This window comes from Bradyrhizobium sp. 195 (genome assembly GCF_023101665.1).
In the GTDB taxonomy this organism is placed as follows: domain Bacteria; phylum Pseudomonadota; class Alphaproteobacteria; order Rhizobiales; family Xanthobacteraceae; genus Bradyrhizobium.
This window is the reverse complement of sequence record NZ_CP082161.1, coordinates 1,371,011-1,386,375: the sequence shown is the minus strand read 5'-3', so window position 1 is coordinate 1,386,375 and position 15,365 is coordinate 1,371,011. Positions and strand designations below refer to the sequence as shown.

General features: G+C 58.1%; 7 protein-coding genes and 5 pseudogenes. 7 read left to right on the top strand and 5 right to left on the bottom strand.

Going from position 1 to position 15,365, the window contains the following annotated elements:
* The first annotated feature begins 947 nt into the window (after positions 1–947).
* The 6 genes and pseudogenes from IVB26_RS06485 to IVB26_RS06460 form a co-directional block, all read left to right on the top strand.
* Entirely contained in the window at positions 948–1,184 is a 237-nt protein-coding gene (locus IVB26_RS06485; RefSeq protein ID WP_247973405.1) for a hypothetical protein, read from the top strand.
* Positions 1,072–1,646: pseudogene (locus IVB26_RS06480) on the top strand (IS5/IS1182 family transposase); the annotation flags it as partial. The gene IVB26_RS06485 and the pseudogene IVB26_RS06480, both read left to right, overlap by 113 nt.
* A gap of 203 nt (positions 1,647–1,849) precedes the next feature.
* On the top strand, positions 1,850–1,936 hold the full coding sequence (locus IVB26_RS43385) for a transposase (RefSeq protein ID WP_354107941.1): 87 nt from the start codon (positions 1,850–1,852) through the stop codon (positions 1,934–1,936).
* 245 nt (positions 1,937–2,181) lie between these two features.
* Complete coding sequence (gene tnpB, locus IVB26_RS06475; protein WP_458309333.1) at positions 2,182–2,583, top strand: IS66 family insertion sequence element accessory protein TnpB; 402 nt, start codon at positions 2,182–2,184, stop codon at positions 2,581–2,583.
* A 14-nt stretch (positions 2,584–2,597) separates the two neighbouring features.
* Positions 2,598–4,089 (top strand): annotated as a pseudogene (tnpC, locus tag IVB26_RS42905) (IS66 family transposase); the annotation flags it as partial.
* A 49-nt stretch (positions 4,090–4,138) separates the two neighbouring features.
* Positions 4,139–4,768 (top strand): annotated as a pseudogene (locus IVB26_RS06460) (IS5/IS1182 family transposase); the annotation flags it as partial.
* A gap of 290 nt (positions 4,769–5,058) precedes the next feature.
* Here IVB26_RS06460 and IVB26_RS06455 read toward each other — a convergent pair.
* Positions 5,059–5,242: pseudogene (locus IVB26_RS06455) on the bottom strand (hypothetical protein); the annotation flags it as partial.
* A 205-nt stretch (positions 5,243–5,447) separates the two neighbouring features.
* Entirely contained in the window at positions 5,448–6,353 is a 906-nt protein-coding gene (locus IVB26_RS06450; RefSeq protein ID WP_247971030.1) for a TauD/TfdA dioxygenase family protein, read from the bottom strand.
* A 1,861-nt stretch (positions 6,354–8,214) separates the two neighbouring features.
* Between IVB26_RS06450 and IVB26_RS06445 the strand changes: the two are divergent.
* A pseudogene (locus tag IVB26_RS06445) lies at positions 8,215–8,887 on the top strand (transposase); the annotation flags it as partial.
* Between the two features lie 458 nt (positions 8,888–9,345).
* Here IVB26_RS06445 and IVB26_RS06440 read toward each other — a convergent pair.
* The 3 genes from IVB26_RS06440 to IVB26_RS06430 form a co-directional block, all read right to left on the bottom strand.
* Positions 9,346–10,257: a pantoate--beta-alanine ligase gene (locus IVB26_RS06440; RefSeq protein ID WP_247971029.1), complete on the bottom strand. Its 912-nt coding sequence runs from the start codon at positions 10,255–10,257 to the stop codon at positions 9,346–9,348.
* A 205-nt stretch (positions 10,258–10,462) separates the two neighbouring features.
* On the bottom strand, positions 10,463–11,803 hold the full coding sequence (locus IVB26_RS06435; RefSeq protein ID WP_247973086.1) for a pentapeptide repeat-containing protein: 1,341 nt from the start codon (positions 11,801–11,803) through the stop codon (positions 10,463–10,465).
* Positions 11,804–13,077: 1,274 nt separating this feature from the next.
* On the bottom strand, positions 13,078–14,505 hold the full coding sequence (locus tag IVB26_RS06430) for an MATE family efflux transporter (RefSeq protein ID WP_247971028.1): 1,428 nt from the start codon (positions 14,503–14,505) through the stop codon (positions 13,078–13,080).
* Positions 14,506–15,365: the final 860 nt, after the last annotated feature.

Below are 15,365 nucleotides of genomic sequence, written 5' to 3'. Positions count from 1 at the left end.
ACGCAAGAAAGCGCGGCCCAATACCCCGCTTTCCTGCAAAATCGAATACTATATCGAGACCAATTCTGCTTGTTTCTCAGGTCAATCCGCACATTCTTCACGGATGACCAATTTGGCCACGAAGGAGTTGCTGAGCAGGTTCATCAGCCGTTGAAGAACTCGGCTTGACTAGTTTGACGGGGCGATCGGGGTAAGGCCTTCATCGCCGTGGAGAGAAAAATTACCGACGGTATGCCTCGCCACCCTTCAATCCCATTCGTCGACGCCAACTCAGCGATGCCCTTACTGCAGAAGGCGCACGCGTGAAAGCCGCAGGAAACAAATCTGCAAAAATAGTGCTAGTAACGTTAATCTATAGTTCGCGAGTAAAATCTGCTGGGCGTTTGAGGCCAAAATCTGGTGTCTAGGGTCTTGTGACCTGCCACTGCGTTTTCATCTAGTCAGGCGCAACTATGTCGATTTGATGCGTCAACTGATCGCCGCAGACATCTCATCGTTGCTATTCATCGTTCTGGGAGGTCCATCCTGACCTTGTCGAGATAATTCCCGACCAAGCGCTGATTCGCTCTTCTCCGCTGAGCAGCAGGAGCAGAAGCGTCAATCCTAAGATCGTTGAAGCAGACAGCCGATCGCCGGAGCACTGATTTGTCCTGACGAACGACAGCATCGCAATGTTCTTCTCCCAAATGGCGACGTTACTCTCTGCTGCTTGGATTTTGAGCGACGGCACGTTTTTGGGCAACCTTCTCCGCGACAGGTATAAGGATCTGTTCGAAGGGTCGACTTTTTGCGAGATTGTCGATCGCATGAACGGAAAGGATGGTTTTCTGGTTTGCCGGATATCTGAATTTGCCCAATCAATAGCATAAGGTGCCCGGGTCGGATTGCTGGACGCGATGGCGGACGAAATTTCTGAGTCGTCCGCGAAGAAGCACCCAAGCCGTTGAGTGAAATTCTGTTTTTGGCTCTGCTGGGGAAGCTTTTGGCGTCGGGAGGCCGAAAAGCTTGGGATTTCGTTTTCAGATTTCTTCGAGGCCAGCCGTATTTACGCGCTCGCAGCGAAGGCGAGCGATCCGACCGAAGAACCGGAGGCGAGGGAGGAATGGGATCTGCGTCGCGCCAGACTGGATCAGATCATCAGCTTGAAGCGAGCTATTGCGGCCTGGCGGCAAGATCGACTGTGACTGGATCGATCGCGAGATAGCACCGCTCTACAGCCAGGAGGGTTGGCTTGGGATCGCAAGCCGGTTCGTGATCGGGCTGTTGCTGCACAAACACATTTGCGGCCTCTCCGACGAGGATGTCTGCGAGCACTGGATCTACGAACTTCAACGGCATTAAGTTCTTCCAGCACGAGTTCCCGAACGAGCGTTCGCCCCTGAGCCGTGGGCGCAAGCGGCTCGGCGACGAGCTGGAACTGCTGCTGGTCGACAGCCTGCGGGCGGCAACGAGGCCGGCGCGCTGCGCAATCAGGACCTCAAGCGAGTCCCGTCGACACCACGGTGCAGCCGAAGGCCATCAGCTTGCCGACCGACGCCAAGCTGCTGCATGCGGCGGTCCAGGGGCTTAACCGCCTGGCGAGGCAGCGGCGTCAGACTGCGGCAATCCTGGCGGCGATGATGGCGGGCCGTTACGCTCGATGCCAAGTAGTTCAAACGTAAGCGGTGTTTTGACCGCACCTTTTCCTGAAGATTACGATCCGCGAGTGTGACGATCTCTGAATCGGAGAGATCGTGTTGTGTCTACGCTTGACCATACGCTTAAGCCGGAGGCAACGACGGCGCGCCGGCTTGAGGTTATCACGGGAACGGGCCATCGCCGGTGGTTCTCGGCAGACGACAAGGCCCTGATGATTGAAGAGACGCTTGTCCCGGGTGCGGTGGTGTCGGAAGTTGCGCGGCGGCATGGGCTTGCGCCGCAGCAACTGTTCACTTGACGCCGCCAGGCACGGCAGCCTGCTGGGGCGGACGCTGCCACCGCGGCGCCGCAGTTCGTGCCTGCGGTGGTGGAATCGGCATTGCCGCAAGGCGCAGCTCGCCGGCGGCAGCGCCAGCGGGCACGCCCGGTGGATCGGGCCTCGGGAATCATCGAGGTGGAGATCGAAGGCGTCAGCGTCCGGGTCGGCCGTGGCGCTGACGCCAAGACGGTCGCGGTGGTCATCCGGGCGCTGAAGGTCGGCACGTGATCGGTCCGACCGGCGCGGTGCGGGTAATGATGGCAACCAAGCCGGTGGACTTCCGCAAGGGTGCCGAGGGTCTGGCGGCACTGGTGCGCGAGACGATGAAGTCCGATCCGTTCTCGGGCGCCATCTATGTGTTCCGGGCGAAACGGGCCGACCGCGTGAAGCTGATCTATTGGGACGGCACGGGAGGGTGCCTGTTCGCCAAACGGCTCGAGGATGGCAAGTTCCGTTGGCCGAACGTGCAGGATGGGGTGATGCGGCTGTCGGCTGCGGAGTTCTCAAGGGCTCGATTGGCGACGGGTTCACGCCGCGCGCGAGATCCCGGTGCCGGTGCAGCCAGGCTGATCTGCGACAGAGTGAATCAGTCCGATCGAAACGCTCGCAACGGCTGCAGCACATGATGTAATCGCGCCATATGGCGACGACGGACACGCTTCCCGACGATCCCGGCACGCTCAAGGCGATGCTGCTGGCGGAGCGTGCGCGCGCCGAACGGCTGGAGCAAATCATCAAGGAGTTGCAGCGTCACCGCTTCGGCCGACGGGCCAAGACGCTGCCGGAAGATCAATTGCTGCTCGGCCTCGAAGAAGCCGAGCAGACGGCGGCGAGCACTGAGGCCCAGAACGAAGCGGCGGCGCCAGCCGAGCGGGCAAGCCACGCCGCCAAGCGCCGCATCAACCGTGGATCGCTGCCGGCGCATCTGCCGCGCATCGAGATGGTGGTCGACATCGACGATCATGTCTGCCCGTGCTGCCGTAATGCGCTGCATCGGATTGGCGAGGATGTCAGCGAACGACTCGATATCGTTCCGGCCAGTTCCGCGTGCTTGTTGTGCGTCGGCCCAAATATGCCTGCCGCGCCTGCGAGAACGGGGTGGTGCAGGCGGCTGCGCCGGCGCGGCTGATCGAGGGCGGGTTGCCGACCAAGGCGACGGTGGCGCAGGTTCTCGTCTCCAAATACGCCGATCATCTGCCGCTGTATCGACAGGCCCAGATCTATGCGCGGCAGGGCATCACGTTCGATCGCTCGACTCTGGCCGATTGGGTCGGCCGCGCTGCCTTCCTGCTGCGGCCTGTGCACGAGCGTCTGCTCGCCAGGCCCAAGGGCTCGGCCAAGCTGTTCGCCGACGAGACGACGGCGCCGGTGCTCGATCCCGGGCGCGGGAAGTCCAAGACCGGCCAATTGTGGGCCTACGCACGCGACGATCGCCCCTGGGGTGGCGCCGACCCGCCCGGCGTGGCCTATGTCTACGCGCCCGATCGCAAGGCGGAGCGGCCGATCGCCCATCTCGCTGGGTTCACGGGCACCCTTCAGGTCGATGGTTATGCCGGCTATCGCGTACTCGCCGAGCGCGGCGACGTGCGACTGGCATTCTGCTAGGCCCATGGGCGCCGACGCTTCTACGAACTCGCTGCGGCCGGCCCGGCGCCGATCGCCAGCGAGGCGCTCGAACGCATCGCGGGCTCTATGCCATCGAGAGCGACATCCGTGGCAGCAGCGCCGAGGAAAGGCACGAGGCCAGGCTGCGGCGGAGCCGGCCCATCATCGATGAGCTTGAACCCTGGCTGCGCGCCAAGCTCGCTCTGATCAGTCAGAAGACAAAACTCGCTGAAGCGATCCGCTATGCGGTCTCGCGTTGGGAGGGCCTGACCCGCTTCCTCGACGATGGCCGCATCGAGATCGACTCCAACGTCGTCGAACGCGCGATCCGGCCAATTGCCCTAAATCGCAAAAACGTACTCTTCGCGGGCTCCGACCGCGGCGGCGAGCATTGGGCCATCATCGCCTCGCTGATCGAAACCTGCAAGCTCACGGGTATCGAACCTCACGCGTACCTTGCCGACGTCATCACAAAGATCGTCAACGCTCACCCCAACAGCCAAGTCGACGATCTGCTGCCATGGGCCGATCCCATTGCCCGGCGCTCAGGGTCGTGGCCTGAGAACGACGCTTACGTTCAAACGGCTTCAGCGGCAGTTGCGCATCCTGCGCAGCCGGCTCGGCCGGATCATCCACGACATCCCACCAAGATCGAAGATCAGCCGGCATTGGAGAAGGGGTTTGCACTTCCCCTTGGACGGGCCAGTCAGACCCGCTCGCAGCAGCAGCGCCACCGCGAATGGAAGCTCTATTCCCAATGCCCCGAAGGTGGATTGCATCGGCAAAGGCAAGGCCGCCGCGCCCTATGAGCTCGGCGTACAGGCCTCTAGCGTCATCAACAACCGCCGGACTCCCGGCGACCTATCCGTGTTGTATGCCGGCTCGCTGCCCGATAATCCCTATGACGGTCACACCTTGCGGGCCGTCATTGACCACCCCTAGGCGCACACGGGCTGTCCGATCGGGCGGCCCTATGTCGGGCGGCCACGACGCAAAAAACCCCGTCGCGTCGGTCCATTAGGCGCGAGCTGCGCCGCCGCTCCGCAATCGAGCCCATCATCGGACAGATGAAGACTGAAAATCCACATCGGCCGCGGCTATCTCAAGGGCCGCGCTGGAGATGCCGCCAACGTCATCTTCTCCGCCGTCGGACACAACTTCCGCCGCATCTTCGCTTGGCTGAGGGTTCATTGGTGCTCATCCTGACCCCACTCATAGCGGCCGCCGATCATTCGCCGCGGCTGACTTACCGAACGACTAAGTAGAGGTTCGCTTTAGCCACCTGATGCGTTGGCCTCTTCTACCTTGCAGGCCGCGAATTGCCTGATCTCAGGTCAACCGTCGCTGCGGATCAGTCCCGCGATGGCTCGCCTTTTTCACACACATATCGGTGAAGGATTGGGGCAGGTCAATCCATGTTGATTTCTTGTGAGCTCGTCGCCCTAACCACGGCTGGCGGATCAACACGGTGGGAGCCTTTCTGGGGCCACATCGTCCGGAGCGCGGGTCAACGCCGTCTGACCAATCTGCGAGGACCTCAACGGACGTCTCTCCTCGTGACGCGGCTTCAAGGATTCTCGAAGCTACGTGCGTTCGGGTGCCGGTCTCGCGAACCGAGAGTTCATTGCAAACTTCATTTAGAACTGCACGCAAGAGGGCGGTGGTCTCGCAGCCGAACATGAGAAGTACCAACAATCTGGATGCCTGTGGCGCCGTGATGCGGAACCCATTTGAGCTTCAGTCGAATAACGTCGCGAATGTCGGTAAACAACAGACCAAGGTGTACGCATCAGCTACTCAACGTCTCATTGCGCGCACGAAAGTTTTGATGACGCCCACTTCAGATCACTTCCTTCTATCGCGATAGACCAGAGAGTGACCCAAACTAGGCAGCCTTGTCCGCCTGCGGCTTCGACTTGGTGCGCGCCAAGCTGCGAGGACCAACGATACTGAGCGGCACACCGCCACCGATAGCGGTACGCCTCTCCAGCTGATCTCGGTCACTGGCTTCCTTGATGGCGTAGCGCTCGGTCGCCCGGTTATCCCAGATTACAACGTCGCCCGATTTCCAATTCCATCTTACGGTATTCTCGGGCGAGGTGAGGTAGGATTGAAGGCGCTCAAACAGCTTTTGGCTAACATATTTTTCGAGGCCAACGAAGTTCTGCACGGAATCTCCGAGCACGAGCAAGCGCTCGCGCGTCTCTGGATGGATGCGAACAACGGGACACACGGTTTCGCAGATGCTTCCGGTGAAGACATCGTCAAATTGCTTTGCGTCCGTCTCGGCGGAGTGCCTTCTCACGATGTAATCATAAGCGCTGCAGTGTACCGCCAAGAGGTGGTCGGCCAGCATCCGCAGCGCCTCCGGAAGATCAAGATATGCGGCCGCAGTGCTTGACCAAACTGTGTCACGGTCATCAGGCGGGATCACGACGCCGCGCAGCACCGAGATCTTCGGACATGCGTCACCGACATCCGTATGCATCTGGTCGGCACGACCGCTCCGACGATCCGGCGCCATTCCCAGGATCGATGCCTGCTTGGTCGTACGCGTTATCAGCGAGCCGAGCTTGTAGGCAAAGCGCTGCTGTTCGAAATCATCGAGATGTCCCTGATCACGGAAGAAGACGACCTTGTGCTCGAGGAGTAACTGGCTAATGGCCCGGATGACCTCGTCGGACAATTCGTCCGATAGCCTGATGTTCTTGATCTCGGCACCCAGCCGGGCCGCGGATTTGACGATATCCGCTCGCGGGATAATGCTATCCGTCATGTTACTCATGCTCATTCTCTCACTATCGTGATGCCTAAACAAAGTTGCGTAATAACTTGGTCGCGGGACTAACGACAGAAGCCAACGAAGTCGGTCTGGTGATGCACCATACTCGGCCGCAATGTGCCGCAGCAGCCGCCACAAAAGGCCAAAACCGGTGGTCGGCTACGGAGCACGACCATCGTGTGACCTGCTCAGTCGCGTACAGCCCCGAGTCTTGCATCGGTTCTGATCAGACGACGAAGTCGGCGGGCAATGGTGCCGGGATCGACGTGCAACATGATCAATTACCTCGTTCTTACATCGCAATCATACTATCAATCGATGTCCAGTCCATGAAACGAAACCAGCTTTCTTTTCGACGATGAGAAATGTTCGTTTTGTCCGCGAACCAAGCTTGAAGATATTCTTAGGAAAGTGATTCCTCACGCGTCCGCAACAGGTACAATCGAGGTTGTAGGGACGAAACGGATAACTCGCGGTCTTAATCAATCGGCGCGAAAGCAGGAGCTCTACCATAAGTTATGTAGAATTCAACATGCGATTTAAGCGTTATAACCAAATCGATTTGTGCCGGTTTCATTCGCCTGTCACATACGGAGCAGGTGCGCATCGCGAAGCAGAAGATCGATGTCATCTCGCGCGATAACAATTCCCGCTGCGGTTTAACAACGGGCTATATCACCCGTTTTTCGGGATACGCTTTCCAAAAGAACGGTGCAACGTGAACTGGGATCTGTTTAATAACTAGAACATCAACATCGCCGCCAAATATAGCGGATTGGATTACTTATGGCGACTTGGCGGGCATCCGCTCGCAATGAATGTCACGATACGGTGAGCGCCGTGACATGTCTCTTCTCGAAAAGCCGGCCAAGCACCGCCAATGACAATGCCTTAGCGGAGGGACTCGTGCCCCCAACACACTCCAAGTAGAGCTAATCAGTCTCGACTTCCATGCGCGTGCTATGTCGAATTTAATTCTTTCTCACGAATGCTTGCCGCATTCGCCAATTGCGCGCCATCGCGTGCAAGCTCCACTTAACCATTCCATGGGTGCCTCACTGGAATTGCAGGCCACATATCGCCAAAAAGTGGCAGGTCACTGGTTATCCGCGTCGAAACCTCGTATGCGGCTCTTGCCCGTCCTCTAATCCGCAGTACAGCGAAGCCGATTCAGCTGTTCATGTTCGTTTTCAGCGTCAGGCGACATTCCACCACTGCGCTGGACTGGTGAATGAGCCGAACATCAGAGGTGCAGGCAACCAGCTCCTGGCCTTCCAACGTGCAGTGCTTCGGACCGATCCGCTGCCCCTCGGCGATGAACCAGCCAGTTTGATCCCCCCATCCTCCCGCCATAAGACTTCTGACATCGTCTGTGTCCTTTTTCGGAACGCGCGCTCCGACTTTACCCCGCGTCCTTCAACAGACCATCGGCAACGCGGCAGGTGTATTGAAGGCTGACAATGATGCACCCATTCCGATCGCCTGTCGGCTCTCCATCGGTGCCGCTTGTGGCGCAATCGTAGCGCCGCGTTGAGTCCGCGAGCGAAATCTCATTCAGCCCAAGCAACCGAAAACAGAATATAGTACAAGACAGAGAGAGGCTTGTTTCATTGGCCAATGCTTCGCGGATATGCCGTTGTCGTGTTGTACAACCTGACGCTACGGCCGATTCAAGCCCATCGATTGTTGTTCGGATGGGTGCTCCTCACAGTGACATCGGCATGTTTCCGAGCCGGGGCGACCGGTAGGCACACGAGTACTCGCTGGAATGAAGTTCAACGCCTCGAGAAATTCGTCCATAGGGATCAACGACAGCCCAGAAACGATGTATCGGCGGGTTTAGGTCGGGTTGGAGTTCTCCGGGTCCCTTCGACCGGTGCCGCACGCCGATCTCGCGATCATGCGGTGGTTGCATCTGGAGTTTCCCTCGCCGGTTCGCGAATGGTGAGAGGCCTGCTCGCTACGAGCGTGCAAGATCGGCCGCCGGCACGTGAAGACTCTGATGTGGCGGTGGGATAGAGGCGCTCTATCACCACCAGACCCGAGCCCGGCCACAAGATCCCATATCTGCTGCGCCTCATTGAGATTACGCTACCGAGCCAGGTCTGCGCGATGGACATGACCTACATCCTGACGGCGATTGGCTTCGTCTATCTCGTCGTGGTGCTGGACTGCGCAACACGTCGTGTTCTGTCGTGGCGACTGTCACTCACATGGAAGCAGCCTTCCGCCTCGACACGCTGGAGGATGCCTTGGCCACGCCAGACATCTTGAACCGGATCAGGGTTCTCAGTTCACTGGACAGCTTTTTTCCAGCGTGCTCGCCGACAACGGCATCGCGATCAGCATGGACGGCGTGGGCTCATGGCGGGACAACGTGTTTGTCGGACAGCTCCGGCGCAGCGTCAAATACGAGGAGATGTGCCTGCTATGACAGCGTCAGCCGGGCGCGCAGCTCGATCGGCTATATATAACAGCAGGCGCCCCATTTGAGTCGTCTTGACGGCAGCACGCCGGATCAAGCCTTCTTCACCCCGCTGCCGCTAGGTATGCAGCCTAATCCCAAAGGCCCCAACTATCGAAACGCGGAAACAACCGGACCAGCTCCACTGAAGGAAATTTTAACGGGGACACGCTGCCCAAGCTGCAATCTCCGATCCGTATAGGTCCACGCCTGCTCGGCCATGAGCTCGCCGTGTAAGAGAAAGTGCGCGAATAGCACGGTCAACGCAACGTCGCCCGCCAACCGGGCCTGCGGTCAACGGGATCAATGGGCGGAACCCTCGTTCGGCTAACAGGGTGCTTGCGGCTCCTCTCCCTCCCGGAGCCTCCTCAGCATTTCGAGGAACAATTAGCAATTAAGGAGTCCGAGGTGCCGCGCAAAGCCGAAGCCTTCCGTTTAAGCGAGAGCAACCCGCCAGAGACAAGCAGCAGGACGAAGATGAGATTTCGAGCCGCCTAGCCGGTTTAACGACCAATGGCCGAACCGCCGCTGATCTCATCAAGCCCGCGACTGTGCGCGATCGCCAGACTCCCACTCCGCGGGCAAATCGATCCATATATCAGCAGGACCATGCAAAAGTGTATCTTGATCCGGTACAAAGATACTCTCAGACACTCTGAGGCCGCGACCGAGGGCGACTCCACTGATTATAAAGGGAAGCTCGATCTGCTTCTGATCTTCAAAGCGGTCCGCGCCAACAATGCGAAGAGATTCAAATTCAAACCGTCGGAATTTGATCAGCGGTCTTGCCGAGTCTATCAGGTCTTGGGCGCAAGACACTCCGCGAGCGGCCTCTTTTCTCAAGTGGTCCAGCGCCATGAAGAGCGATGAAAGCTCGTCCAGCTCGGAACGATCGAAGTGTCGCAAACGCGACGAAATAGGCACTCCGTTCTTGTATCGTACTGTCGGCACAAATCGTATCTCGCAATCAAGAAGCAGGTCCGCGACCGCTCGCCTCACGAGAAGGGCCTGTCCAATATCCTTTAAATCGAAATAGCTGCGAGTTGGTCGCGCAAAACAAATCCAGCGGATGCATCCGGTGACACCTTCCTTGAGGAGCCCATGAGGCCCGTTCGCACGCAGCGGATAATCCCCTTGAGACACAAACGTTCGATATCCCGGCGGAAACATCTCCGCGTCGCTCGTTGAAATCACAGCAGAAGCGCCCGCTCCCAGCGCAAGCGCAATGTCATCCTCCAAATTGAACTCGTACTCAGGACCTGGGCTAAGCTGAATTTTGTTCGGATACACTGTGACAATGGCCACATCGTTCTCGGCTGCGGCCCTTCTGATTAACTCAGCGTGGCCCAGATGCAACGCTCCTAAAGTGTGTACTGTGCCGATAGTTTGACCTCTTCTTGCTACGTCCGTAATGAAGGTCTTGCCAGCTGAAAGAGACGCTAGATGCATGTTTCCTACTCCGTCTTGTTGATTGCCCCGCAGCCCTGCTGCTCGATTAGACATAACGCATGGCGAGCGCTACCGGCCACATCGACCGCGCGGCGAATGAGCTCATGAGCGCCTGGAATCCGGCCACAACGGGGACGCATCCCGCTTCTCCATTTTCCTTCTCTAATGACAGGCGCCCCAGATCGTCATGCGTCCTTTAGCCCAATCAGGTCGATCCTTCTCGACCGCGCCTCATTAGCGATGAGAACTCAGCCAGATATTCTGAAGGTTCGGATTTCCGATCTTCCACGTCCTTCAAAGCAGCCTGGAGCCCAGGACATCTGTCTGCAAAGAACGGAGGTTCAAACGTCGTTATCATTGCATCCGAGAAGTCTGTTTTTACAAAGCTTGCCTGGAAAGGTGAAATTCCACTCAAGTTCGTTTTGCAGAGCGAGGATTGATTCATTCGAACGTATGCCGTACGGGCCGCTTCCAGGTTGCTGCCAGTCATTCCTGCCGCAATATATGACTGAACAAGGTTGGCTCCCTCGAACTTGGCGCGGTTCAAAGCCATGGACTGCGGAGGATCACCGGTAATCATTGAGCGATATAGGTACGCCTGCGAAAAATCTGAATCATCGATATCGCAATCGCGTATAAACGCACAGCGCGCACGGAAGCCGCGCAACTGGGCGGATCGCATCGTGCTCTCGAAGATCGAAATGGCTTCCCCTGATGCGCGAGATAGATCAGCTCCATCGAGCTGGCAAGAACGCACTGATACTCCGTTCAACACTGCGCCGACGAGGTTGGCATTGGCGAGGTTTACGGACAGAAGTCGCGCCTCCGATAGATCTGCCTCCTCGAGCTCTGCCTTGGCAAGATTTGAGAGGCTGAAATCCGCAAAGGGGGCGCTCAGCGCTTTGGCCAGGATGCGACCGCTCGCCTTTGAAAGCCTGAAGTAAGGAAGATGAGCGTTCTCTAGGACAAGATCATCGACCGAAGTGGGGCGCAGGATTGATAGACACTCCCCCCTTGACTGCAAGAGCGAGCTGCCGGTCAGATGCGCCTTCGTCATCGTAACTTGGTTTAACTTGGCAAAATTAAAGGACGAGCAAGGCAGGTAGCATTCATTGATGGTCGATCCTTGCAGTTCAGCGCCATCAAAGACAGCCTGGCTCGCGTCACATTGATAAAAGAGCACGCCACTTAGGACTGCGTTGTCGAAACGGGTCCTTCGCATGCTGCACCCGTGGAATAGGCTACCGGTTGCATCGATGAGATTGCGCAAACTTGCATCATCGAAATTGCAGACCTGCGCGGCAATAGCATGCATATACGCAAAGTCGAGCTTGGCTCCGCGGAAGCTTGCGCGCTCTAATCCGGGGCAAACAAGGTTGGCCTCCGACAGATCGGCCCCATCCAGCTTCGCTCCGTGGAGTTGCGCACGATTGAGGATGCATCGCCGCAACGAAAATCCGGATAGATCATGACCGGTGAAGTTCTCGGAAGATAGCCGCAGGCCGATGCCGGTCTTCTTGATTGCGTCCTCGGTTCGCCTTTCCACCGCAGCCAACGCAGACGCCCGATCACTTTTCGGCTCCAGTAGCGGACAAAGTCACCATCTGCCGAGGACTGGCTTATCGTCGTTGCACGGATACTTAGCTCCTCATGCACGCTGAAGTGGCTATTGGTATCGATGGCTTGCGTCATTGTCGACAGTTTCCATTCTCGATCACGAGCGCACTTTCTTAGTCTCGTTTGCCGCGCGCCTTTTGCATGGCCCGTCTGTTTCAGGTAGCCAAGGTTTGCCGCGAGCGCCTCTTGGGATTTCTTTCTGGGACTTAAGCATCATCACTCATCAGGATTTAACTTACCTGACCGGGCCTCTTGAATTGTGCCATCACGAACCGACACGCACGAAAAGCCTGAGCAAGTTGTAGCAGACGGAGTTGATCTCCCAGGACCTCACCCTTGTGGTACTTAATCAGCCCGTCGACAGTCGAGCGAAAAACGCCGCAACTTCGGCTAACCCCGAGTTCGTGCTTCTAACAGTCGGCCTCACGATGCACTTCAATAGCAACGTCTGTGCCATCCCTCATCTGTCCTGATAGACATTGTCTAGAAACGGCGCTCGGCAGAAGCCGTCTGGGCTGGCAACTGACAAGGAGCGCGTCCTGTCACAAATCGGACAATGATTCACAACGCTCGTAACGGCGGGTCCTGCTTGTTCTCTATCACTTCGACCACAAGTGCGATGTCCCTTTCCGCGACCGTTGAGTGACGGTTGCCTTCAATGCACGTAGGCGCATTCTCCAGATGTCGTATTGAGCCACAAATCGCCGCCTGCGTTCCTCAGTTTTCGTCCCGGCGACGCAGCTCCGTTCCGGAAATTCGCCGACAACGTCGCGCGAGGTTCCGGGGGCGGAGTTCGGGTCAGGAGTTCACATGCAGGGCGTGCAATTGCATTGTAGGCGCCGATAGGCCGTCGCATTTTTTTGTGGTCGGCGGTGCCGGATGGGCGTGACGGGTGATGAGCCTGAAGAAGCGCTCGACCTGGTCGAGGAAGGATAGGGCAGAAGAGAATGTGCCAGCGCGGACTTCGGGCGAGCCAGCTCCTTGGATGCTTGTGGTGGCGCGGTCGGCAACGACGAGATGGATGTCAAACTGGGCCGGCAAATTGGTTTCGATGTGCCTTTGCAAAAGGCACGCAACTGCTGGTGACTGCGCGGTCTGTCATCTTGTTTCCAATCGGACGCCTTGCCTCTGTGAAGGCGGAGGGACCCCTGAAGTCGCCTCGCATTCCTGGATTCCCGCTCGCCAAGAACCATCATTACGCAATCAAGTGACGGCTCTGAGAGCACGCCTGCTCGCCAGCAGTTGGAAACGCAGGACGAGGAGCCCCGCATAGATGGTTGTCCCGATTGACAAGCCAATCCAAATGCCAATCGCACCAAGCCCGATCTTCAAACCAAGCACGTAGCCAAGTGAGAAGCCGATCAGCCAATAGGCAATGCAGACGAACAGAAGCGGCACCTGAGTGTCCTTCAGGCCGCGCAGACCGCCCGCCGCAATGCTCTGCGCGGCATCAGTGACAAAAAGGCTCGCGGCGACCATAAGGAGCTCTGCAGTCAGTCCGATCGTCGCGTCGGCATCTCCGACCGATTTGTCCAGAAACAGCTCGGCGATCTCAAAACGCGCGACGATCACCGCAATTATCAGCAAAGCAGCGATTACGGTACCGAGCAGCATCGCGACCAGGCCTGCCCGCTTGATGCCGGGACCGTCGTTGCGGCCGACCGCATGGCCAACGCGCACGGCCGCCGCCATGCTGATGCCGAAAGCGATCATGGATGTAATCACGGTGATCTGAATCGCAATCTGATGAGCAGCGAGTGCACTGGTGCTGATCAGGCCCGCCAGGAGCGCGGCAGCCGACAAAACTCCGTACTGCATCAGGGAGGCGATTGAGATCGGAGTCCCGATCACGATCAGCTGGCGCAAGAAGGGCCAATCGAATTGGCAGAGATCTGCAAGCACGTGGTAGTCACGGAAAGGACGACGCATTGTGGCAAACCACAAACCGGCCAGGAACATCGCACAGTTCACCAGCGTGCTCGCAAGCGCCGCCCCGAACAGCTCAAGCCGCGGCAGCCCGAACTTGCCATAGACCAGCAGATACACGAGCACGGCGTTGAGAGGGATTGCCGCCAGCGTGATCCACAAGATCGGCTCCGGCCGGTTGACCGCACTCATGAAATTACGGATGGCCTGCAGCCATAGCGCCGGCACCACGCCCAAGGCCAGTCCGAACAGATATTGCTTGGCGAGCCGCGCCGCGTCTGGGGCCTGACCGAAAGCGAGCAGTATTTGCTCTCCGCAAAACGCAAACGCTATGATCGGGAACGATAGTAACAGCGCCGCCCATAGCCCCGTGTGCAGTGCGCGCTGTACCATAGCAAGATTCCCCGCCCCATAGGCCTGCGCGGCCAACGGTGCGATCGGCGCCAGCAGGCCCGCGCCAAAGGTGAAGCTGACGAGATAGAGCGTGACCGCCAGGGCGGCCGCGGCGAGTGCCTGAGGCCCGATGTGGCCGATAAAGGCAAGATCCGTTGTCATCATCGCGACCTGCGCAAGCTGGGTCAACACCATTGGCCACGCGAGCTTCACGGTTTCGCTGAGCTCGATCGTGAGGTGTTGGCCAGCCGCCCGTCTCGTGCCCCCCTGCCGCAAAACTGATACTGGTTTTGCTTCGATTATTTTGTCCATGGAAATCTAGCTACTCGGTTTGCCCCGGCCGCAAACGACTCTTGTTCCGCCGAGATGATGCTCTTTTCGCCCTGAAGTCGCGATGGGCTGCCGATGCGGAATCAGTCCGCCTGGGCAGCTTCGCCTCACAGAGGAGGCGCGCATCGGCCTGGGCTTACCGTTAAGCCTGTGGTTTGGCGACTGCTCGCCCGCTGATGCGCGGCTTGATCAGCGCCTCCGCCAGCGCATCGACTTTTTGGCGCATTTTGAGCGCAAAGAAGACGCGGCAGGTGGCTAGCAAAATGGTCGGTCATCGGCACCGCGATAGGTGCGGGCGTGGACCGCAATCGAGGCTTGGTCGATCACCTTGGCGAAAGCGTGCGCGAGCGCGCACTGAGTCGGACAGTGGCGTTCGGGAGTCGCAATCGCACGCGACGCATACGTGAACTGAGAGGCTATGATCTTATGAGCCATCACTACGTTCCTTGAGCATGCCATGCTGGATGACAGCTCCCTTTCAAGGCTCGTGCCAACTGCGATAGCTTGATTTGTAATGGCTATTTGCTTTAGCGGGCGTGTCCTCCTCCGACAACATGTCGCAAATCCCACAGTCGGCATCAAAGACGAGCCAGCCCGCAGACATCCCGCAATTTCTGCACCGCAGGAATCCCAATAGACGGACGCCGAATATGACAACCCCTCCGAGCTCACCAGCGCCGCAAATCGGTTAGACTGAACTCTCGACTCGAATGGCAGTAAACGTTGGACCCAATGACAAAGGCCTCGCTTGCTGACGAGGATGTGGCTTCTACGCGTTTTCAATCGACAAAGGCCGTGGCCCGTTCGTCGAAGCGGCCTTCATCACAGGGCATGGAAATGAG

Bases quoted from the DNA above. Each gene is read 5' to 3' on its own strand.
- IVB26_RS43385 (WP_354107941.1), top strand. From the start codon at position 1,850: ATGATTGAAGAGACGCTTGTCCCGGGTGCGGTGGTGTCGGAAGTTGCG.
- IVB26_RS06450 (WP_247971030.1), bottom strand. From the start codon at position 6,353: ATGAGCATGAGTAACATGACGGATAGCATTATCCCGCGAGCGGATATC.
- IVB26_RS06440 (WP_247971029.1), bottom strand. From the start codon at position 10,257: ATGCATCTAGCGTCTCTTTCAGCTGGCAAGACCTTCATTACGGACGTA.
- IVB26_RS06430 (WP_247971028.1), bottom strand. From the start codon at position 14,505: ATGGACAAAATAATCGAAGCAAAACCAGTATCAGTTTTGCGGCAGGGG.